Origin of the sequence: Bathymodiolus japonicus methanotrophic gill symbiont, from assembly GCF_019721995.1 — a bacterium.
GTDB lineage: Bacteria > Pseudomonadota > Gammaproteobacteria > Methylococcales > Methylomonadaceae > Methyloprofundus.
In genome coordinates this window covers 205,805-226,762 of sequence record NZ_BLYC01000004.1, presented here as the reverse complement: position 1 = coordinate 226,762, position 20,958 = coordinate 205,805, and the positions used below count along the sequence as shown (strand labels likewise).

Genomic DNA, 20,958 nt, shown 5'->3' with positions numbered 1-20,958 from the left:
TGTGCAGCACCTAATTTTCTTTTTAGAAACCGATTATTTAGTTGCTAGCAACTAAAAATATTATCCATTTAAACAACACGGCGCTGTACTTGTTACTATTTCAATAAGTGCTTATTGCACTTCGATGTTAATAGCAAGTGAGCGAATTTCTTTAAGCAGTACATTAAATGACTCTGGCATACCTGGGTCCATTTGGTGATTACCATCGACGATATTTTTATACATGCGCGTACGCCCAGTAACATCATCAGATTTTACCGTTAACATTTCCTGCAAGGTGTACGCTGCACCATAAGCTTCTAGTGCCCATACTTCCATTTCCCCAAAGCGCTGACCACCAAATTGTGCTTTACCCCCTAATGGCTGTTGCGTTACCAGGCTATATGGCCCTGTTGATCGCGCATGCATTTTGTCATCAACTAAATGATTTAACTTCAGCATGTGCATATAACCCACGGTTATATCACGCTCAAACGCCTCACCGGTTAAACCATCATAAAGTGTTGTCTGGCCACTTTCGGGTAAATCTGCCAGTGACAACATATAGCGAATTTCTTCTTCGCTCGCACCGTCAAAAACAGGCGAAGCCATCGGCACACCTGCCACCAGATTTCTAGCCATTTCAAGAATCTCTGCATCAGAAAATGAATCCAGATCTTCGTTCTGCCCACTACTATTATAAATTTTATCTAAAAAGCTACGTATTTCTGTGACTGCCGAATTTACTTCGAGCATTTTGCCAATTTTATGCCCCAGGCCTTTAGCAGCCCAGCCTAAATGCGTTTCCAGCACCTGCCCTACGTTCATTCGTGACGGCACACCTAATGGGTTTAAGACAATATCGATAGGCGTTCCATCTGCTAGATACGGCATATCTTCAATTGGGTTAATTCGCGAAATAACCCCTTTATTACCATGTCGTCCTGCCATCTTATCACCCGGCTGAATACGTTTTTTAACAGCTAAATAAACTTTAACCATTTTCAATACACCAGGTGGCAGATCATCACCCATGGTGATTTTCTTGCGCTTGACTTCAAAACGCTCATCAAATTCTTTACGTAATTTGACTAGCTGCGCTTCTAGCCCTTCCAGCTGCACATTCAGTTCTTCCTTTTCCATCTTGATGCTGGCCCACTCGGAACGCTTGATTGAATCAAGATATTCCTGGGTAAGCACCGTAGCGGATTTCAGGCTATTTGGGCCAGAAAGTGCTTTTTCACCAATAATGACATTAGCCGTACGTTGATAGATATCTTTTTCGACAATGGCTAGCTGATCATTGATGTCTTTCTTATAGCTCTTGATTGCCATTGCTTCATTCGCCAGCGCACGCTTATCTTTTTCGACGCCATCACGGGTAAAAATCTGCACATCAATCACTGTTGCCCGAATACTACCGGGTACGCGTAACGAGGTATCTTTCACATCAGCCGCTTTTTCTCCGAAAATTGCTCTAAGTAACTTTTCTTCCGGGGTTAGTTGAGATTCACCTTTCGGTGTCACTTTACCCACCAGAATATCACCACCTTTAACCTCAGCACCGACATAAACAATCCCTGAATCATCCAGCTTAGATAGCGCCTCTTCACTTACATTCGGAATATCTGCGGTAATTTCTTCCGGGCTATGTTTGGTATCACGCGCAATACAGGTCTTTTCTTCAATATGAATTGATGTAAAGCGGTCTTCTTTTACCACGCGCTCAGATACAAGAATCGAATCTTCGAAGTTGTAGCCATTCCATGGCATAAAAGCAATCAGCATATTCTGTCCTAATGCCAACTCCCCCATATCAGTAGATGGGCCATCCGCCATAATATCACCAGCGGTGATTGTGTCACCAGGTCTGACTAATGGCTTCTGATTAATACAAGTATTCTGGTTAGAACGTACGTATTTGATCAGATTATAAATATCTACCCCAGTCTCGGCAGACTCTGTTTCAGTATCATTCACCCGCACCACGATTCTACTTGCATCAACGCTGACAACCTCTCCACCGCGCCTAGCAACTACTGTTACCCCGGAATCTTTGGCAACAGTACGCTCCATTCCTGTACCTACGATAGGCTTTTCAGCCTTCAGCACAGGCACAGCCTGGCGCTGCATGTTCGATCCCATCAATGCTCTATTTGCATCATCGTGCTCTAGAAATGGCACGATAGACGCTGCAACTGAAACTATCTGCTTAGCTGATACATCCATATACTCCACATCAGCAGAATTAACCAATGTAAACTCATCTTTATAACGACAAGACACCAACCCTTTAACTAGCTTGCGATCTTTGTCCACTGCCACACTTGCCTGCGCAATAACAAAGTTTCCTTCACCGATTGCGGACAGGTAATCAACTTGGTCAGTCACTACACCCTTTTCAACCTTACGATATGGTGTTTCCAGGAAGCCATAGCTATTGGTACGCGCATAAACAGCTAATGAGTTAATCAGACCTATATTTGGTCCCTCCGGCGTTTCAATCGGACATACACGCCCATAGTGAGTGGTATGTACATCGCGCACCTCAAAGCCTGCTCGCTCTCTAGCCAGTCCACCCGGACCTAGTGCCGAGACGCGGCGCTTGTGTGTAACCTGCGATAATGGATTATTTTGATCCATAAATTGCGATAGCTGACTGGAACCAAAAAATTCCTTAACGGCAGCTGAAACTGGTTTGGCATTAATAATTTCCTGTGGCATCAAACCTTCAGAATCAGCAAGCGTCAGGCGCTCTCTAACCGCCCGCTCTACCCTAACCAAGCCTACTCTAAACTGGTTTTCAATCATTTCCCCGACTGATCTAACACGGCGGTTACCTAGGTGGTCAATATCATCCACGCTGCCATGACCATTTCTAATATTAATCAGCTCTTTTAAGACATTAATAATATCTTCTTTACTTAAAGTACCATCGCCTTCATTATCTCGCATGCCTAGACGTCGGTTAAACTTCATCCGACCTACTGCAGATAAATCATACCTGTCTTCAGTAAAGAATAAGTTTTTAAATAAATTCTCCGCCGAATCTTTAGTCGGCGGCTCACCCGGACGCATCATACGATAAATCTCTATTAATGCTTCCAGGCGATTAGTCGTGCTATCCATACGCATTGCTGAAGATATGTATGACCCAAGATCCAGGTCATTGACATATAGCGTATTGATCTCTGTAATACCAGCTGATATTAACTGGTGTAATAACTCTTCGGTAAGTTCATCATTTACATTTGCAACTAACTCACCGGTACTCTCATCAATAATATTATTTGCTATAATATTACCGTATAAATATTCTTTGGGAACGTCTAGCTGCTTGATTTTCTGTTTTTGCATCTGCCTGATATGTTTGGCAGTGACACGTCGTCCTTCTTCTACCAGCACTTTGCCATCGAATTTAATATCGAAAGTAGCAATTTCACCCTTTAGCCTTTCAGGAATTAAATCCAGAGAAAACTTATCCGCACTGATAGAAAATTTATTTATATCGAAGAAAATTTTCAGTATTTCTTCGTTATCATATCCCAATGCACGCAACAAAATGGTTGCCGGGATTTTACGGCGCCGGTCAATTCTGACGAACACGCAATCTTTGTGATCAAATTCAAAATCTAACCAGGATCCGCGATAGGGAATCACTCGTGCATTTAACAACAACTTTCCAGATGAATGCGTCTTACCTTTATCGTGATCAAAAAACACACCCGGGCTACGGTGTAACTGAGACACTATTACTCGCTCTGTACCATTAATAACAAATGTTCCATTCTCTGTCATTAGTGGCAATTCGCCCATATAAACTTCTTGCTCCCTGATATCCTTAACAATCTTTTTGCTACCAGGCGCATCTTTATCGTAGATAACAAGACGCGCAATTACGCGTAAAGGCGCTGCATACGTTGCCCCACGTTGCTGACACTCGCGCACATCAAAAACGGGATCACCTAAGCGATACTTAACATACTCAAGAACTGCATAACCCGAATGACTCACAATTGGAAATATACTGGAAAATGCCGCGTGCAAGCCACCATCCTTTCTTTTAGATGGAATAATGCCAGTCTGTAAAAAACTTGCATAAGATTTGATTTGCGTTTCCAGCAAATAAGGAACGTCTAGAACTTCATTTGCTTTTCCAAAATTATTTCTGAGGCGTTTTTTTTCAGTAAAAGTATAGGCCATATTACTTCCTTATCCTTATTGTGAGTAGTTTTCTGAATTCGGGGCATAAAGTAGCGTGCATCGAATAACTTGAACAATTGATGTCTTTTTTTGTCCGTCATCTGCGTTACAGCAATTGTTGCGTAGCTCGCTATGCGCCAATTGCTATGCCTTGAATACGAACAAAAATCCTGCGTCAATACGCTCAACTTATCCCATGCGCACTCCTAAAACAGTAAAAGGCCGGCGACTACTTAAGTAATCACCAGCCCATATTACAGGCATTGCTGCCTATGATATTTTGTCAAAATTATTTAATTTCGACAGTCGCACCAGCTTCTTCTAATGTCGCTTTTACTTCTTCAGCTTCTGCTTTGCTTACGCCTTCTTTTACTGTTACTGGACAGCCTTCAACTGTTGCTTTAGCTTCTTTCAAGCCTAATCCAGTAATGCCGCGTACCGCTTTAATTGCAGAAACTTTATTAGCACCGAAAGATTCCATAACTACATCAAATTCAGTTTGCTCTTCTGCTGCACCCGCGTCACCGCCAGCTGCTGGAGCTGCTGCAACTGCTGCTGCTGATACACCAAATTTTTCTTCCATCGCTGAAATTAGATCAACGATTTCCATAACAGTCATGTTCGATACTGCTTCCAAGATATCTTCTTGTGAGATTGCCATTCTATGTTCCTCTAAATAATTGGTTTAAACTGGTTATAAAGCTTACTCTGTTACCGCATCTGCAGTGCTGCCCGTCTCTGCTTCGCCCGTATCCATCTGCTCTTTTAGAGCCAATAAAGTACGTGCTAACTTCTCTACAGGAGCTAACATCAATGCCATAATCAAGCTAATACCTTGATCACGTGTAGGTAAGCTAGCCAAGCGCGCTAATTCCGAGCCATTATAAGCTTGCCCATCGATAGACACGATTTTGGCAATAAGCTTGTTATTGCTTTTAGCAAAATCATTGATTAAACGACCTGCAGAGCCTGGATCTTCCATTGAAAATGCAAGGATCAATGGTCCGACCATCTTTTCCTGCATGCATTCAAATTGAGTTCCGGCAACTGCTCGCTTAGCCAGTGTATTTTTTACTACACGTAAATAAACGCCTGTTTCTCTTGCAACTGTACGCAACTGAGTTAATTCAGCTACTGTAAGTCCGCGATATTCAGCTGCAACAGCAGAGTGCGCTTTAGCTGCATATGGAGCAACTTCCTCTACGACAGCTTTTTTGCCATCTAATGCTAAGGCCACATTTTTCTCCGTTATTACTGACTTTCATCAGGTTTACACACCACACCTCTTGCGAAATGCACCCAACGGGTCTTTCACCAGTTTCCCAGTTTCAGCTCCCATCTACGTAGGCTTTTATTTTAAGCAAAGCGCCTACGGTCTTTGATGGCTACCAATAGAACAGGCAACCAAAAATTCTTTATTGTTGTAACACGTACTACGGCTAAAGAATCTGCCGTATTTTTTTGCTTAAAGTGACAAGCTAGATTGATCTAGAGTGACACCTGTTCCCATCGTAGTCGACAGGCTGATTTTCTTTAGATAAACACCTTTAGCTGCACTTGGTTTTGCTTTAACTAAGTCAGCGATCAATGCCTGCAGATTTTCCTGAATATCATCAGCACTAAATTCAATTTTACCAATTGAACAGTGTACAATTCCTGCTTTATCAGTACGGTAACGCGCCTGCCCTGCTTTCGCATTTTTAACCGCTGTTGCAACATCCGGCGTTACAGTGCCTACTTTAGGATTTGGCATCAAGCCTCTTGGGCCTAATACTTGCCCTAACTGACCGACAACGCGCATTGCATCTGGCGACGCAATAACAACATCAAAGTCCATCTGACCTTTTTTAACTTCAGCAGCCAAATCATCCATGCCCACAATATCAGCGCCTGCTTCTTTTGCAGCATCGGCATTTGGCCCCTGAGTGAACACAGCAACTCTGACTGTTTTACCCGAGCCTTTAGGCAATAAAGTTGCCCCTCTAACATTTTGATCTGACTTTCTTGCATCAATGCCTAGATTCACACTGACATCAACTGACTCAGAAAATTTTCTTGTAGCAAGTTCTTTTAATACAGCGACAGCTTCTACAAAAGGGTATTGACGCTCAGCATCTACTTTTTCTTTAGCAAGTTTTGCTCTTTTCGATAATCTAGCCATTATAAACCTTCCACATTTAGACCCATGCTACGCGCACTACCGGCAATAATTTGCACAGCAGCATCCATATTTGTTGCATTCAGGTCTTCCATTTTAGTCGTTGCAATTTCTTCTAGTTGCGCACGAGTTACTGTACCGACTTTAACCGTGTTTGGATTACTACTACCTGAAGTGATACCAGCCGCTTTCTTCAATAAAATTGACGCAGGCGGGGTTTTAGTAATAAAAGTAAAACTTCTATCACTGTAAACAGATATAACTACCGGAATCGGCAAACCTTTTTCAATATCTGAAGTTTTTGCATTAAATGCCTTACAAAACTCCATAATATTGACACCATGTTGACCTAGAGCAGGCCCTACAGGTGGACTTGGGTTTGCTTCACCTGCTTTTACTTGCAGTTTGATATACGCCGTGACTTCTTTAGCCATTTTATACTCCTGATTGGGTACTAACGCTTTTCAGCTCCCCATAGATAAAAAATCACCATCTGTTGATGAGGACCGTTATAATTCTGTTGTGTCGTACTGCTTAACTTTTTTCTACTTCATTGAAACCCAGTTCAACTGAAGTAGACCTACCGAAAATTAATACTGAAATACGTAGCTTGTTTTTTTCGTAGTTAATTTCTTCAATTTCCCCATTAAAATCTTTAAAGGGTCCATCATTAACACGCACCACCTCACCCACTTCAAACAGAACTTTAGGCCTAGGCTTATTAACACCCTCTTCGACTCTGTTTAAAATTCGTTCAGCTTCCTGATCTGAAATTGGTGCAGGACGCTCCGAAGTACCGCCAATAAAACCCAATACCCGCGGCTCATCTTTGACTATATGCCATGTCTCATCATTCAATTCCATCTGCACTAGGACATAGCCTGGAAAGAATTTTCTCTCGCTCTTTCTTTGCTGCCCCATTCTCATCTCAACAACTTCTTCTGTTGGCACAAGAATTTTCCCAAAGTATTCGCCCAATCCTTCTCTTTCGATTTTCTCTTCGAGAGACTGCTTTACTTTCTTTTCATAATTTGAATATGCATGAACAACATACCAGCGTATCGCCATCCTTAAACCTCTTTAAGCTGTCAGGGATGTTATCGCCCAGAACAAAAATGTATCTAGTAGCCATATAACAAAGCCCACGATAATAACCATGGCAAAAACCATTAAGGTTGTTTGCATGGTTTCAGACCGTGTAGGCCAGACTACCTTCCTTACTTCCTGTCTCGCTTCCTGCGCAAACACCCAGGACTGTTGCCCTAACGCTGTAGTCATCATAATTGTTAACGCAACAATAACGACAGCCACCATGCCCAAGACTCTATACAACTGCGAGTAATCAGAGAACTGATAAAACGCAACCACACCTGCGCTAACTAGCACAAGAGACAAAACATATTTAAGCACATCTAAGCTAGACGTCACTTCCTTTGCCTGAGTATTCATTTGATGGAATTTATTTGAGAAGTTCTTGAAAATTAATTAATGTTTAGTGCGAGTTGGCAGGCCAGGAGGGACTCGAACCCACAACCTGCGGTTTTGGAGACCGCTGCTCTACCAATTGAGCCACTGACCTACACGCACAAACTTTGAAACAATGAGGAATTATACTTTATTAAAAGTCATTACTCAATAATTTCTGCAACAACGCCCGCACCAACCGTACGACCACCTTCACGGATAGCAAAGCGCAAACCTTGCTCCATCGCAATCGGCGCAATCAAGGTTACTTCTACAGATACGTTATCACCAGGCATCACCATTTCTGTACCTTCTGGTAACTCTACAGCACCTGTCACATCAGTTGTTCTAAAATAGAACTGTGGGCGATAGCCATTAAAGAATGGCGTATGACGACCACCTTCATCCTTAGCCAGCACATAAATTTCAGCCTTAAATCTTGTATGTGGGTTGATTGAGCCAACATGTGCCAGTACCTGACCACGCTCAACTTCTTCACGCTTGGTTCCTCTTAACAGAATACCAACGTTATCGCCCGCCTGACCTTCGTCAAGCAACTTGCGGAACATCTCAACACCCGTACACGTTGTCTTAACCGTGTCTTTAATACCAACGATTTCGATTTCTTCGCCAACCTTGATAATTCCTCGCTCAATACGGCCGGTTACAACAGTACCACGACCCGAGATTGAGAATACATCTTCAATCGGCATTAAAAAAGCACCTTCCGTCGCTCTTTCTGGCTCGGGAATATAGCTATCTAACGCTTCTACTAATTTAATAATTGACGGAACACCTAGCTCACTATCGTCACCTTCCAGTCCTTTCAGAGCAGAACCGACGATAATTGGCGTGTCATCACCAGGGAACTCATACTGGTCTAGAATTTCGCGAATTTCCATTTCAACGAGCTCTAGCATTTCGTTGTATTCTTCTGTTCCTACACCACCGCAATCTTCGGCTAGTAGATCAGCTTTGTTCAGGAACACTACGATATATGGAACACCTACCTGTCTTGATAACAGGATATGCTCTCTTGTTTGCGGCATAGGGCCGTCTGTTGCACCACACACCAGGATTGCACCATCCATTTGCGCAGCACCGGTAATCATGTTCTTCACATAATCCGCGTGACCCGGGCAATCTACGTGTGCGTAGTGACGCGTGTCTGATTCATATTCTACGTGCGATGTTGCAATTGTAATTCCACGCTCACGCTCTTCAGGTGCATTGTCAATCTGATCAAATGCTTTTACTTCACCACCTAGCTTTTCTGCCATCACCTTTGTCAGTGCCGCAGTTAGAGTGGTCTTGCCGTGATCAACGTGGCCAATTGTGCCGACGTTTACATGTGGTTTATTACGTTCAAATTTTTCTTTAGCCATCTCTCAAAGACCTTAATTAAATGTTTGCAACAATCAGTATAAATGGAGCCCATAACTGGACTTGAACCGGTGACCTCTTCCTTACCAAGGAAGTGCTCTACCGCTGAGCTATATGGGCTTGAAACTTTATTTGGAGCGGGTGATGGGAATCGAACCCACGTGATCAGCTTGGAAGGCTGGAGTTCTACCATTAAACTACACCCGCACAATTTAAATCTGAATGGTGGAGAGGGGAGGATTCGAACCTCCGAAGGCTGAGCCGTCAGATTTACAGTCTGATCCCTTTGGCCGCTCGGGAACCTCTCCGTTCAGAACAAACAATTATGAACGATATTAACTTTATTGTCAAATTTTTTCTATCTTTTTAATCAGAATGCAACTTCTGCATTGCTGCTTCAAAATCTCCACCCTGTATCAAAGGCAAATAATTAAAAAAGTCGCTATACAATTCCTTAATATGCTGCCTTTCGCTTTTGCCAAAGTCGGATAAAACGTAATCCACCACCTGCATTCCAGGCCTTGGCCTACCTATACCTACGCGCAACCTTTTGAAATCCTTTACACCCAGGCTGGCAATAATATCTCGCAGCCCATTATGACCACCATGACCACCTCCAGACTTCAATTTCAATACGCCCACATCAAGATCCAGCTCGTCATGCGCAACCAGAACCTCTTCCGGCTTTATTTTGTAATATTTTGCTAGCGCCGAAACCGCTTGACCACTGCGATTCATAAAGGTAGCAGGTTTTAATAAATATAGCTTGCCCCGAGCATCATTAATTTCTGCCAGATCACCATAAAAGCGCGACTGCCGCGAGAACTCCAGCACCCTTTCATTTACTAGTTCATCTAAAAACAAAAACCCGGCATTATGCCGGGTTTTTGTATATTTCTGGCCTGGGTTACCCAGACCTACAAGAAGCTTGATCACTCTTCGGATTCAGTAGCACCTTCATCACTATCAGTATCAGCACCTTCATCTTCCGCCGGACCTCTAGTCTTCATAATCTGAGCAACAGGCAAGTTGTGATCATCACCATGCGTCAGCGCAAGAATTTCTACGCCTTTAGGTGCAACAACTTCCGCCAGATGAATAGACCCACCTATTTCAATATTCGCCAGATCTACCTCTATATATTCAGGCAAATCAGCCGGCATACATGAGATTTCCAGTTCAACTATTGAATGCGTAACCACACCACCAGCTTTAACACCTAACGAAGTTTCTTCATTTATAAAGTGCAGAGGCACATTCACCTTGATTTTTTCATTCATATTTACACGCAGGAAATCCATATGAATAATGGTATCTTTTGCAGGATGCCTTTGCAGGTCTTTTAGTACGGCATTCTGCGCTTTACCATCAACATTTAATTGCAATACGTGCGAATAAAACGCCTCATTCGCCAGGCTTTTTGTAACTTCATTCCGACTTAACTCAATTAGCTGAGGCTCTGACGAACCGCCATAGATCACAGCCGGTATATTACCATTTCGACGAATTTCTTTCGCATTACTCGTACCAGTATTTGCTCTACTTACAGCATCAAATTCAAAAACGCTAGACATCTAAAATCTCCACACCCAACAAACAATAACTTAAAAACATCAATCAACAGCTTTATCAATCAACATAGAGCGAACTAACTGACTCACCCACAGCAATCCTGCGAATTGTTTCTGCCAACATATCCGCAACACTTAACTGCCGTATTTTACCCAATTCTGCCGCTTCTTTACTCAGCGGAATAGTATCCGTTACAACCAACTCATCCAGCACCGAGTTGCGTAAATTTTCAATTGCACGACCCGACAACACCGGGTGCGTACAATAAGCAACCACTTTAATAGCACCTTGCTTTTTTAATGCAATTGCAGCGCTACATAGTGTCCCCGCTGTATCGACCATATCATCTATCATGACGCAAGTTTTGCCACTCACATCGCCGATAATATGCATCACTTCAGCGACATTGGCTGTCGGGCGGCGCTTATCAATAATTGCCAATTCCGCATCATCCATCCGCTTAGCTAAAGCTCTTGCCCTAACCACCCCACCAACATCCGGAGAAACAACAATTAAATTTTTATAATTCTGACGCCACACATCACCTAGTAACAACGGTGAAGCATAGACATTATCCACAGGTATATCAAAAAAACCCTGTATCTGATCAGCATGCAAGTCTACAGTCAACACTCTGTCGGCTCCCGCAACACTCACCATTTTCGCAACCAGCTTGGCACTAATAGCCACTCGCGCTGACCGCGAACGCCTGTCCTGCCTTGAATATCCATAATAAGGCATAACGGCTGTAATTCTTGATGCAGACGCTCGTTTTAAAGCATCTATCATAACCAGCAATTCCATCAAATTTTCATTTGTAGGCTGACAGGTAGGCTGAATAACAAAAACATCTCTATCGCGGACGTTTTCTTCAATCTCTACCGTCACTTCTCCATCGCTGAAGCGACCTACAGAAGCCATCCCAAGTCGCATGCTCAAGCGCCGTACTATGCCTCTTGACAGCTCCATATTGGCATTTCCAGAAAAAAACATCATTGAAGTTTCACTACTCATTTAGAATATCCTCTATTATAGCGAGCTGATTTCATGGAAGAGTAAATGGCTGGGCTGCCAGGATTCGAACCTGGGTATGCGGAGATCAAAACCCCGTGCCTTACCGCTTGGCGACAGCCCAATTTAGAAATTAAAGAGTTCACCTATCTGCCTATGCAGCGGTGAAGCAGCCAGTCCCTGAGCCAAATAAACTTCTTTATCAGAAGCCAGCTTAGCATACACATCCTGTGCAGACTGCTGCTCACTAAACTGTACAAAAACACACGCCCCTGTTCCTGTCAGTCTAGCACGCCCATATTTATCAAGCTCCTTTAACGCCTGATCCACCTCAATGTAGCGCTTCCTAACTACAGATGAACAATCATTCTGATCACTCCCTGAGTTAAAGTCGGCTATTGTGATGGATTTACTATCTCGTGTCAAATCATTTGCAGAAAATATTTTTCCGGTATCAACATGACAGTCTGGTTTAACAATGACGAACCAAGCGTCAGGCAAGGCTATCGTGGTTAATTTCTCCCCTATGCCTTCAGCCCATGTACTCGTGCCTTTTATAAACACGGGCACATCGGCGCCGAGTTGCAACCCTAATTCCATCAGTCGCTGCTCAGTAATTCCCAACTGCCACAGCTGATTTAAAACCACCAGTACGGTTGCCGCATCGGAACTACCGCCCCCCAGACCACCCCCCATAGGCAGGTTCTTTTCTATCTCGATACAAACGCCACCTTGATAACCCGTTTCCCGCTTCAGCAAGTTCGCCGCCCGCACCGTCAGGTCATCTTCCTCCTTAACCCCAGGAATGGTTTGTTTTAACCGCACCTTGCCATCACCTGTCTTGCTAAAAATTAAGCCATCTGTAATATCAATGATCTGGAACACGGTTTGCAATAGATGATAGCCATCTTCTCGCCGCCCTACTACCCGCAGCATTAAGTTTAATTTTGCAGGCGCCGGCCAGCGCACCCCCCAGCCCAGTTCGGATTCTATGTGCGCAGTCATTCTATTTCCCAGCGATCAACTATCAGTTTTAATTTAATATTATTTTTTGTTATCGTAATACTGTGCGGCAGAATACCAGCTGCTGTATCCATATACTCCTTGAACGTGATACGCCAGCCCAGTTGCAGAAAGCCATTTTCCTGCAGAACTACCGGCACACCATTTAAATATGCGCCCAGCACCCAGCGCCGCAAGGCAGTGATGGGCGCTACAAAACCTATCTGCCGAGCAATAAACGCATCGATATCCTGTGAAGCTTGCCGCCCGCCCTGCGCATCATGCAATACGATCTCATGCTCATCCAGTTCTATCTGCATCGCACCCAGGCCTAATGCACCCGATAATTTCAGCATATCTTTTTGCTTATTATGTTGCCACTGGAGGTTAGCGGTTAGCATTTCATCACTCCTAATCAGTAGGCGGCCCTGCATATTCCACCGCTCAATATCCAGCCTTTGCTGTTGACTTAGGTGCTGAGCATATTTTGCATCATAAGTTTTTACCGAATTACAGCCAGCCAAAACCAGCAATATCATGCAAGCGATACCCGCACGCATTAATTACCGCTCAAAAAGCGAGATTCTAACTCCAGCAATAAAGCATCACCGGGGTCTTTTGCTAGTGCTGCGCGCAGTAGTTCTTTTGCCTGTCTGCGTTCTTGTAATGCCCATAACACTTCAACTAGATGCCCTGCTATTTCAGCCTGTGGCGCCAAGTTGTAGGCGCGCTGCAAAAATTCTTCAGCTTCCTCCAGTCGCCCCAGCTTAAATAATAACCAGCCATAACTGTCCATAATAATTGGCTCATGTGGCTTAATGGCTATCGCCTTATCCAGGTAGTCTTGCGCTTCCTGGTAGCGCGTGGTTTTATCTACCAGCGTGTAGCCCAGCGCATTTAATGTGTTCGCATCATTAGGATCCTGCTGCAAAATATACTTCAGGTCATCTTCTAATACTTGCAGCATGCCTAATTTCTCAGCGATTAATGCACGAGCATAAAGCACCCGCTTATTATGCGGCTCTTTAACTAGCGCAGTGGTTAGCTCATCGAAGCCCTGCTGATATAAATCTTGCTGCGTATAAACTTCCGCTTCCACTAATGCTAGATCTATGCTTTTATCCGGAAACTCTGCCCTGAGCTCAGCTATTCTGGAATAAACCTCTGGATAGCGCTGCTCGTCCATTAAAATCAAGATCGAGCTGAACCCTGCCTCATACTTATATGCTCCCGCTGCTATTGAATCAAACCATACCAAAGCATCATCATTACGCTTAGCCTTGCCGTCCATACTACCTAGGTAAAATGCAGCACGGTCTTTATATTCCTGATCGCTCACTAGCGCCTGCAAAATATTTCGCGCAGACTTATCTTCTCCGGTTTGTAAATAAACCAATGCCAGCTTAAACTGCAACTCATTATTGTCAGGATATTTGTCAATTAATTCCAGCAATACAACTTCTGCTTCGGTAAAGCGCCCTTGCTGGAGTAATAATTGCGCTATCTGCTCTTTAATTTGCACACTTTCTTCCAGCTGATCTACCTGCTGTAAAACCTCGGTCGCTTCAGCCAGTTTCATCTGTGTTATATATATTTGCGCCTGTAACAACAGTGCTTTTTTCCATTGCGGCTCAATTTCCAGTGCTTTTGTAACATTTTTTTGTGCCGGCCTTAACTTGTGCGCCTGAGTATCCATCACTGCCAATATAAAATATAGCCTGACATTATCCGGGTATGCAGCGCTTAAATCAACAAACACCTGATATGCCAAAGCCATGCTTTGCTGGCTAGATAAGTTTTTTAGCATAGAGATCGCCTGAGAATCAAAGTCGCTAGTGCCATTAAGCAAAATATACTCGATATTATTATAGGCCTCTTGCCGATCGCCTGATTTAAGCGCCAAAACTGCCACTAGATAGCGCGCGTCCAGGCTATCCGGATCTTCCTCTAGCCATAAGCCCATGACCTGCTTTAATTTTGCATCGTCCTGCACATACAATGCAATTTTTGCAGCGCGCTTGATCACTTCAATATCTTTCACCCGCTCAGATGCGCGCAAATAGCCATCCAGCGCCAGCCCATACTCCCCACGTTGCCCGGCAATTTCGGCAGTCATCAAGAGAAACAACACATCTGGCGATATTTCCGTGTTTCTTTCCTTTAACTGCTCACTGGCAAATGTCGTCTGGCTTTCTTTTTCAGCTGGATTCGTTAAACTTTGGGAATTCTTCGTTACACACGCTGACAGTATAAAAAAACCTAGCAGCATCATTACTTTTAAAACCATCTATGAAATTTCCTTGAAATTAAACCTGAACCTGTAATTTCAGGCCTGCGTTGCTATAAGCACCAGAAAATTATGCATAAGCAGATACCAACTAGGTAAGGTCATTATTATGCTAAAGAGCAAATTATACGCATTAAATATAAATATTGATACGACCTCATGCGCACTACGGTATAACAAAAGAACCACTCTACTGCCAAGCGACACAGCGATAGTTCTTAACTTCACTATGCATATTTAGGCCGCTCAATTAGACTTAGAAAGAAAAATAAACGCGCATTTTTCAGCTCTTCTGCACGCAATAATTCGCTTAAAAAGCACACTAAATAAGCACATATTCTTATTCTATTTGGCTAAACCTGCAAAAATCCTTAAAATGTACTCTTAAAATGATATAAGCATTGTCACTCAGCACAACACACAAGTATTAATGACACTTCTTGCCTTAGGCATCAACTATACAACTGCACCCGTTTCTATTCGGGAGCGTCTGGCATTCCCGGCTGAGATACTGCGCGATGCAGTCACCGACCTATGGCAACAGCAGCATATCTCCGAAGCCGCAATTTTATCCACATGCAATCGCACTGAAATATATTGCACGGCTCAAGAAGAGGGTATCGCCCCTGTTATCGACTGGATTTCGCGTAACCGTCAACTACAACTGGCTGAATTTCAGCCTTATTTATATGCACACACTGATAACGCGTTAATCCGACATATTTTTCGTGTTGCCAGCGGACTGGAATCCATGATTCTTGGCGAACCGCAGATTCTAGGACAAATGAAAACCGCCTACCAGACTGCAAATCAGGCGGGCACTTTAGGCAAAAAACTGGATAAACTATTCCAGCATACCTTTTCCACCGCCAAGAAAGTGCGCACCGACACCGCCATTGGCTCCAGTTCAGTCTCAGTCGCCTTTGCAACGGTACAACTTAGCAAGCAGATTTTTGATGACCTGAGCGAACAAACCGCCGTGCTTATCGGCGCAGGAGAAACCATAGAGCTTACTGCACGTCATTTACATCAAAATGGTATTGGCCGCATTATTATTGCCAACCGCACTTACGACAAAGCTCACACGCTGGCGAGCCAGTTCAATGGTTATGCTATCGCCCTTTCGGAGCTGCCGTTACATATTGCGGAAGCTGATATTATCGTGTCATCTACCGCCAGCCAGCTACCTATATTAGGTAAGGGGCTCGTCGAAAGTTCTATAAAAAAACGCAAACATAAGCCTATCTTCATGGTTGACCTGGCTGTGCCGCGTGATATTGAGCCTGAGGTTGCAAAGCTCAATGATGTTTATTTATACACGGTTGATGATTTGCAGAATATTATCAGTGATAACCTGAATTCACGCCGCCTGGCAGCTGAACAGGCAGAGGAAATTATCGACACTAATGTGGAACATTTCCTCGCATGGATGAAAGCACAGACCGTACAATCCACGATAGTCGACTATCGCCAGCAAGCCGCACAACTACAGCAGGAAAGCCTTGATAAAGCACTTGCAAGCCTGAAAAATGGTGGCTCGCCTGATGCAATCATACGCCAGCTTGCGCATACGCTAACTAATAAGCTTACACACACGCCCTGCACCCAACTGCGAAAAGCAAGCGAAAATGAGCGCCACGATCTTATTGCTGCGGCGCGTGAAATCTTTAAACTACAAGATACTCAATGAAATCCTCTATAAACACAAAATTAGAAAACCTGAGTGAACGCTTTGATGAAATTGCCGCGCTACTCTCGCAACCTGAGGTTCAGAACGATCAAAACAAGTTTCGTGCGCTAAGCCAGGAATATTCTCAAATCAACCCCTTAGTTGACTGCTATAAGAAATTTACCGATGCCGCAGAGACCATTAGCGGCGCGGAAGAAATGCTCAACGAAGAAGATGCGGAAATCCGTGAAATGGCAAAAGAGGAAATTTCCACTGCCAGACAGCAACAGGAACAACTTGAGCATGAACTACAAATCCTGCTATTACCTAAGGATCCTAACGATAGTCGTAATATTTACCTGGAAATCCGCGCCGGAACAGGGGGCGATGAAGCCGCTATTTTCTCTGGCGATTTAGCGCGCATGTACATGCGCTATGCTGAAAACAAGGGCTGGAAGATCGAGACCACCAGCGAAACACGCGGTGAACACGGCGGATACAGAGAGATCATCTTGCGCATTGCCGGACAAGATGTCTACTCCCAGTTAAAATTTGAAGCCGGCGCGCATCGCGTGCAACGCGTACCAGAAACCGAATCTCAGGGTCGCGTACACACTTCTGCCTGTACAGTTGCAATTATGCCGGAAGCTGAAGAAGTTGATAATATCGATATCAACCCGGGGGACTTGCGCATTGATACTTTCCGCGCCTCTGGCTCAGGCGGGCAGCATGTCAATAAAACCGACTCAGCTATTCGAATTACTCACTTGCCTACGGGCACCGTGGTTGAATGTCAGGATCAGCGCTCGCAGCATAAAAACAAAGCGCGCGCGATGGCTGTTTTACAATCCCGGTTGTTATCAGCTGAGCAGAATAAACAGAATGCTGAAAATTCAGCAAACAGAAAGCTGCAAGTCGGTAGCGGTGACCGTTCTGAACGCATTCGCACCTATAATTACCCACAAGGTCGCATGACTGATCATCGTATTAACCTCACCCTGTATAAACTGGATGAAATTATGCAGGGCGGCCTGGATCATGTGATTCAGCCGCTAATTAATGAGCATCAGGCTGAATTACTGACCCAGCTAGGAGAAGAAGATTAACTAAGATGGACGAAATTCAAACGGTGCTAAGGAGTTCAATTAGCACCTTGCAGGATATTTCAGACTCGGCAGAACTAGATGCAGAAGTACTTCTTTGTCATATTCTGAAAAAAAACCGTACTTATTTGCGTACCTGGCCAGAAAGACAACTGAAAGTAAAAGAGCTCGACCAATTTAAAGACTTGCTTAAACAACGCCAACAAGGGCAGCCTATTGCCTACCTTGTAGGCAACAGAGAATTCTGGTCGCGGGACTTCTATGTTGATACCAATGTATTAATCCCCCGCCCAGATACTGAAACATTAATCGAGTTGTGTCTGCAACTTATTCAGCATAAACCAAACGCAAGACTGATTGACCTAGGTACGGGCTCAGGCATCATCGCCATTACCCTGGCGGCAGAATTTCCGGAACTTAATGTAACTGCCGTAGATAGCAGCGTCGCCGCGCTGAAAATTGCCCAACATAATGCCCAGCTTAACAACACGCCTAATATCCATTTTCTGCAAAGTAACTGGCTTGCCCAGCTTGAGAATGAAACTTTCGACTTTATCGTTAGCAACCCACCCTATATTGCACCCGATGACCCCCATTTAAATCAAGGAGATGTCCGCTTTGAACCGACTAGCGCACTGATTGCCGAGCAGCATGGCCTGCAAGATATTATGCATATCAGTGCTCAAAGTCAGCGCCATCTAAATAAAGGGGCCTATCTGATCTTTGAACATGGCTATAATCAACAGCACGCTGTACATAGCATATTAGACCAGCATCAATACCAGAATATCCATTGTCTCCACGACTTATCTAATCAGCCGCGTGTAAGCTATGCGCAATGGCCAGCAGAATAATAACTACCATGTCAGAACAAAATCAAGAAGTTACCATCCCAAGAAAAATCGTACAAAACCTACTACATCATGCCCAGCAAACACCCGAGCAGGAAGTTTGCGGACTGATTAGCAGCCGGAAAAACACGCCCTGTCGCTGTTACCCTATAAAAAACACAGCAGACCACCCAGAACGATTTTTTCATCTGGATGCTCAGCAACAGATTCAGGCGATGGCAGAGATGCGCAAAAACAATGAGCAGCTATTTGCTATCTATCACTCACATCCTACAGAACCAGCAATACCGTCCTGCACAGATATACAGCAAGCTAATTATCCAGATGCGCTATATATTATCATCACGCTTAAAACTAAAGGCGTTCTGGAGTTACGTGGTTACCAGATCACAGGCCAACAGTTTATAGAAGCTGAAGTTTCCCAATTATTGAGTAGCTGAAATACACAATGCTGGTGTATCGAGGTTTATTTTAGGTGGTTTTGCCATGTTTATAGCAAACCCCTACTTAATTCCCCTTAGGCAATAGCATTTGAAACGAATGAAAAGACTATTTTTTTTCATATATAGTTTCTCAGATAAATAATTTCCAAATTTGGAGCGCTTAAACTTAGGCGGTAACAACGAAATCTTCCCGCAATTTTTGCATAACACAAATCACTTTACTGGCATCATACATATAAGTGTTAAAAGTCTGCACAACTGAATCATGAAGATCTTCAAAAGTTTTAAAATACTCCATATGAGTCGAATCGCGTTTCGTATTTTTCCATAATTTCTCAATCGGATTAAAATCCGGCGAGAACGCAGGGAGACGTTCTACTGTCAAACGATCTACATTAGCTAACTTAAATTCCTTAATAACACCGCTTCCATGATACGGGGCACCATCTTCAATTAGAATAATCTTGCCTTTATAATAAGCCAGCAATTGTGTTAAAAACTCAACATAGCTTTCACCATTAAAACGCCCAGATGTTTCAGCGTGTTGTAATATCATTGGCTTATAACTCTCGATTAAGACGTTGTCGGCAATAGAATATATCGCTTCCATAAAAAGCTTCTGTGTTGGATATTTCTCATTTTTTAAGCTTTTAAGAATAGCTAAAAATTCTTGAGGCAGCCCAGCTTCTTTTAAAAGTCTAAGTGACTTTGGTTTTATCTCATAAGCCAATGATTCTCGGTATTGAAAACTCCCTCCTTCGAGTTCGATCGTACCAAACATTTTCAACCCTTTTCGAATCCCTGATGTTTTCACTGTGGGTTGCTCTCCTATTGGAGCCCAGGTTCGTGCCAATGAACCCCACATAGCAAATGACACCTCATCACCGAATAAAACGACACTCTTTTCTTCTACCGCCTTTTCCATAATGGCAGGCAATGTTTCTTCCAGCCACGTTTTTCTTTCAAGCTCGTACTTTTCTTCTTCTTGGCGATCAGTCACAAAACGAGCTTTTTGATAACTGAAGCCCAGTTTTTTCATTAGGCTTGATAAATAGTTCAAGTTATAACGAACTTCAAGTTTTAACGAACTTCAAGTTTTAACCAAATAAGCTCGGCAATCATCGCAGTATTCCATATTCCACAATGAAATCCATTGTCTTCTGGGCCTTTCTTTATCAACTCAACCAATCTATTTTTCTGGTCTTTAGTTAACTTTGACTTCCGACCACGTCCTTGATAGTGTTGCCCTATTAACCAACCGACACCTTTATGCATGAATGTTTTCAGCCAATTTATAATGGTTTTTTCACAGACTCCCATTAGGCGTGCTATTTCTTTGATTCCCATGCATTCACTGAACCAGAGTAGAGCTTGAGTTAATCGATATAAACAAATATTACTTAGCTTGAGAGCTGTCGCCATATTTTTTTTAGTCGGCCTACAATTGACTTTGAAAAAGTGAGGGATACCATTTTTGACTGTTTCCGTTAGTGTTGGGACGAAAATTATAAGCCAGTTTCCCCTCTGTCGTTTTTGTTTATTCGGAAATTAATTTTCTGAAAGTCTATAGTTTCAATTTTACCATAAATAATTATTGGGAAACTTCAGTTTATAGAAGTACCTTTGCACTTAAACTAAGGCGACTATCAGCAGCAGCCCAAAAGTATTTCCCAACGACCCTGGAAACCTTCTTTGAACAGGCTTCGTAGAATGCCTGGCTGGGAAAAGACCAGCCTCAGCTTACCTGGCGCAAGCGCCCTTGGCAGGAACTGTAACGCAGTATTCCGTGCGCAGATTATGCACAAAACCATGCCCCTAAAAAATCAGATGCTC

20 protein-coding genes and 5 tRNA genes are annotated in these 20,958 nt (G+C 43.4%); 4 read left to right on the top strand and 21 right to left on the bottom strand.

Annotation, left to right across the window (positions count from 1 at the left end; translation table 11 throughout):
- Nucleotides 1–111 precede the first annotated feature (111 nt).
- The 19 genes from rpoB to K6984_RS08090 all read right to left on the bottom strand — a co-directional run bounded on the left by rpoB (nt 112) and on the right by K6984_RS08090 (nt 15,059).
- Nucleotides 112–4,182 carry a DNA-directed RNA polymerase subunit beta gene (rpoB, locus tag K6984_RS08180; RefSeq protein WP_221895073.1) on the bottom strand — a complete coding sequence of 1,357 codons (4,071 nt, stop codon included), beginning with the start codon at nt 4,180–4,182 and terminating at the stop codon, nt 112–114.
- A gap of 289 nt (nt 4,183–4,471) precedes the next feature.
- Entirely contained in the window at nt 4,472–4,843 is a 372-nt protein-coding gene (gene rplL, locus K6984_RS08175; RefSeq protein ID WP_221895072.1) for a 50S ribosomal protein L7/L12, read from the bottom strand.
- Nucleotides 4,844–4,885: 42 nt separating this feature from the next.
- Nucleotides 4,886–5,419, bottom strand: a complete 534-nt coding sequence (rplJ, locus tag K6984_RS08170; protein WP_221895071.1) for a 50S ribosomal protein L10 — start codon at nt 5,417–5,419, stop codon at nt 4,886–4,888.
- A 228-nt stretch (nt 5,420–5,647) separates the two neighbouring features.
- Nucleotides 5,648–6,343: a 50S ribosomal protein L1 gene (gene rplA, locus K6984_RS08165; RefSeq protein WP_221895070.1), complete on the bottom strand. Its 696-nt coding sequence runs from the start codon at nt 6,341–6,343 to the stop codon at nt 5,648–5,650.
- Nucleotides 6,343–6,774: a 50S ribosomal protein L11 gene (rplK, locus tag K6984_RS08160; protein ID WP_221895069.1), complete on the bottom strand. Its 432-nt coding sequence runs from the start codon at nt 6,772–6,774 to the stop codon at nt 6,343–6,345. The genes rplA and rplK overlap by 1 nt, the downstream gene beginning before the upstream one ends.
- Nucleotides 6,775–6,874: 100 nt before the next feature.
- A complete protein-coding gene (nusG, locus tag K6984_RS08155) occupies nt 6,875–7,408 on the bottom strand; it encodes a transcription termination/antitermination protein NusG (protein WP_221895068.1) in 534 nt (177 codons plus the stop codon).
- Between the two features lie 12 nt (nt 7,409–7,420).
- Nucleotides 7,421–7,750: a preprotein translocase subunit SecE gene (gene secE / locus K6984_RS08150; protein WP_338024470.1), complete on the bottom strand. Its 330-nt coding sequence runs from the start codon at nt 7,748–7,750 to the stop codon at nt 7,421–7,423.
- 93 nt (nt 7,751–7,843) lie between these two features.
- Nucleotides 7,844–7,919, bottom strand: a tRNA-Trp gene (locus K6984_RS08145).
- Nucleotides 7,920–7,968: 49 nt separating this feature from the next.
- Nucleotides 7,969–9,189: an elongation factor Tu gene (gene tuf, locus K6984_RS08140; RefSeq protein WP_221895066.1), complete on the bottom strand. Its 1,221-nt coding sequence runs from the start codon at nt 9,187–9,189 to the stop codon at nt 7,969–7,971.
- Between the two features lie 43 nt (nt 9,190–9,232).
- Nucleotides 9,233–9,307: transfer RNA gene (locus K6984_RS08135), tRNA-Thr, on the bottom strand.
- A gap of 13 nt (nt 9,308–9,320) precedes the next feature.
- Nucleotides 9,321–9,394 (bottom strand) — tRNA-Gly (locus K6984_RS08130).
- 16 nt (nt 9,395–9,410) lie between these two features.
- Nucleotides 9,411–9,495: transfer RNA gene (locus K6984_RS08125), tRNA-Tyr, on the bottom strand.
- A gap of 58 nt (nt 9,496–9,553) precedes the next feature.
- The gene (gene pth / locus K6984_RS08120; protein WP_221895065.1) at nt 9,554–10,123 is read right to left on the bottom strand and encodes an aminoacyl-tRNA hydrolase; all 570 of its coding nucleotides are present in this window, start codon (nt 10,121–10,123) and stop codon (nt 9,554–9,556) included.
- Nucleotides 10,120–10,761: a 50S ribosomal protein L25/general stress protein Ctc gene (locus K6984_RS08115; RefSeq protein WP_221895064.1), complete on the bottom strand. Its 642-nt coding sequence runs from the start codon at nt 10,759–10,761 to the stop codon at nt 10,120–10,122. Before K6984_RS08115 ends, pth begins: the two co-directional genes overlap by 4 nt.
- 55 nt (nt 10,762–10,816) lie before the next feature.
- Nucleotides 10,817–11,773 carry a ribose-phosphate diphosphokinase gene (locus tag K6984_RS08110; RefSeq protein ID WP_221895063.1) on the bottom strand — a complete coding sequence of 319 codons (957 nt, stop codon included), beginning with the start codon at nt 11,771–11,773 and terminating at the stop codon, nt 10,817–10,819.
- Between the two features lie 46 nt (nt 11,774–11,819).
- Nucleotides 11,820–11,894, bottom strand: a tRNA-Gln gene (locus K6984_RS08105).
- A 2-nt stretch (nt 11,895–11,896) separates the two neighbouring features.
- The gene (gene ispE / locus K6984_RS08100) at nt 11,897–12,775 is read right to left on the bottom strand and encodes a 4-(cytidine 5'-diphospho)-2-C-methyl-D-erythritol kinase (RefSeq protein WP_221895062.1); all 879 of its coding nucleotides are present in this window, start codon (nt 12,773–12,775) and stop codon (nt 11,897–11,899) included.
- A complete protein-coding gene (lolB, locus tag K6984_RS08095; protein WP_221895061.1) occupies nt 12,772–13,332 on the bottom strand; it encodes a lipoprotein insertase outer membrane protein LolB in 561 nt (186 codons plus the stop codon). Before lolB ends, ispE begins: the two co-directional genes overlap by 4 nt.
- Nucleotides 13,332–15,059, bottom strand: coding sequence for a tetratricopeptide repeat protein (locus tag K6984_RS08090; RefSeq protein ID WP_221895060.1), 1,728 nt, complete (start codon nt 15,057–15,059; stop codon nt 13,332–13,334). The genes lolB and K6984_RS08090 overlap by 1 nt, the downstream gene beginning before the upstream one ends.
- 430 nt (nt 15,060–15,489) lie before the next feature.
- Here K6984_RS08090 and hemA point away from each other — a divergent pair, with 430 nt between their 5' ends.
- From hemA to K6984_RS08070, 4 genes are read left to right on the top strand one after another with little or no spacing between them, the layout of a single operon-like run.
- Nucleotides 15,490–16,749, top strand: a complete 1,260-nt coding sequence (gene hemA / locus K6984_RS08085; RefSeq protein ID WP_221895059.1) for a glutamyl-tRNA reductase — start codon at nt 15,490–15,492, stop codon at nt 16,747–16,749.
- On the top strand, nt 16,746–17,834 hold the full coding sequence (gene prfA, locus K6984_RS08080; protein WP_221895058.1) for a peptide chain release factor 1: 1,089 nt from the start codon (nt 16,746–16,748) through the stop codon (nt 17,832–17,834). The genes hemA and prfA overlap by 4 nt, the downstream gene beginning before the upstream one ends.
- A 5-nt stretch (nt 17,835–17,839) precedes the next feature.
- A complete protein-coding gene (prmC, locus tag K6984_RS08075; protein ID WP_221895057.1) occupies nt 17,840–18,685 on the top strand; it encodes a peptide chain release factor N(5)-glutamine methyltransferase in 846 nt (281 codons plus the stop codon).
- An 8-nt stretch (nt 18,686–18,693) separates the two neighbouring features.
- Nucleotides 18,694–19,122: a M67 family metallopeptidase gene (locus K6984_RS08070; RefSeq protein ID WP_221895056.1), complete on the top strand. Its 429-nt coding sequence runs from the start codon at nt 18,694–18,696 to the stop codon at nt 19,120–19,122.
- Nucleotides 19,123–19,291: 169 nt separating this feature from the next.
- Here the strand turns inward: K6984_RS08070 and K6984_RS08065 are convergent, their stop codons facing one another.
- Both K6984_RS08065 and K6984_RS08060 read right to left on the bottom strand, forming a co-directional pair.
- Nucleotides 19,292–20,164, bottom strand: coding sequence for a transposase (locus tag K6984_RS08065; RefSeq protein WP_221895055.1), 873 nt, complete (start codon nt 20,162–20,164; stop codon nt 19,292–19,294).
- Between the two features lie 41 nt (nt 20,165–20,205).
- A complete protein-coding gene (locus K6984_RS08060; protein WP_221895054.1) occupies nt 20,206–20,547 on the bottom strand; it encodes a helix-turn-helix domain-containing protein in 342 nt (113 codons plus the stop codon).
- Between the last annotated feature and the right edge of the window lie 411 nt (nt 20,548–20,958).

Bases quoted from the DNA above. Each gene is read 5' to 3' on its own strand.
- K6984_RS08090 (WP_221895060.1), bottom strand. From the start codon at position 15,059: ATGGTTTTAAAAGTAATGATGCTGCTAGGTTTTTTTATACTGTCAGCG.
- rpoB (WP_221895073.1), bottom strand. From the start codon at position 4,182: ATGGCCTATACTTTTACTGAAAAAAAACGCCTCAGAAATAATTTTGGA.
- rplA (WP_221895070.1), bottom strand. From the start codon at position 6,343: ATGGCTAGATTATCGAAAAGAGCAAAACTTGCTAAAGAAAAAGTAGAT.
- K6984_RS08110 (WP_221895063.1), bottom strand. From the start codon at position 11,773: ATGAGTAGTGAAACTTCAATGATGTTTTTTTCTGGAAATGCCAATATG.
- K6984_RS08070 (WP_221895056.1), top strand. From the start codon at position 18,694: ATGTCAGAACAAAATCAAGAAGTTACCATCCCAAGAAAAATCGTACAA.
- K6984_RS08115 (WP_221895064.1), bottom strand. From the start codon at position 10,761: ATGTCTAGCGTTTTTGAATTTGATGCTGTAAGTAGAGCAAATACTGGT.
- K6984_RS08060 (WP_221895054.1), bottom strand. From the start codon at position 20,547: ATGGCGACAGCTCTCAAGCTAAGTAATATTTGTTTATATCGATTAACT.
- lolB (WP_221895061.1), bottom strand. From the start codon at position 13,332: ATGCGTGCGGGTATCGCTTGCATGATATTGCTGGTTTTGGCTGGCTGT.
- tuf (WP_221895066.1), bottom strand. From the start codon at position 9,189: ATGGCTAAAGAAAAATTTGAACGTAATAAACCACATGTAAACGTCGGC.
- nusG (WP_221895068.1), bottom strand. From the start codon at position 7,408: ATGGCGATACGCTGGTATGTTGTTCATGCATATTCAAATTATGAAAAG.
- prfA (WP_221895058.1), top strand. From the start codon at position 16,746: ATGAAATCCTCTATAAACACAAAATTAGAAAACCTGAGTGAACGCTTT.
- rplL (WP_221895072.1), bottom strand. From the start codon at position 4,843: ATGGCAATCTCACAAGAAGATATCTTGGAAGCAGTATCGAACATGACT.
- hemA (WP_221895059.1), top strand. From the start codon at position 15,490: ATGACACTTCTTGCCTTAGGCATCAACTATACAACTGCACCCGTTTCT.
- rplK (WP_221895069.1), bottom strand. From the start codon at position 6,774: ATGGCTAAAGAAGTCACGGCGTATATCAAACTGCAAGTAAAAGCAGGT.
- ispE (WP_221895062.1), bottom strand. From the start codon at position 12,775: ATGACTGCGCACATAGAATCCGAACTGGGCTGGGGGGTGCGCTGGCCG.
- prmC (WP_221895057.1), top strand. From the start codon at position 17,840: ATGGACGAAATTCAAACGGTGCTAAGGAGTTCAATTAGCACCTTGCAG.
- K6984_RS08065 (WP_221895055.1), bottom strand. From the start codon at position 20,164: ATGAAAAAACTGGGCTTCAGTTATCAAAAAGCTCGTTTTGTGACTGAT.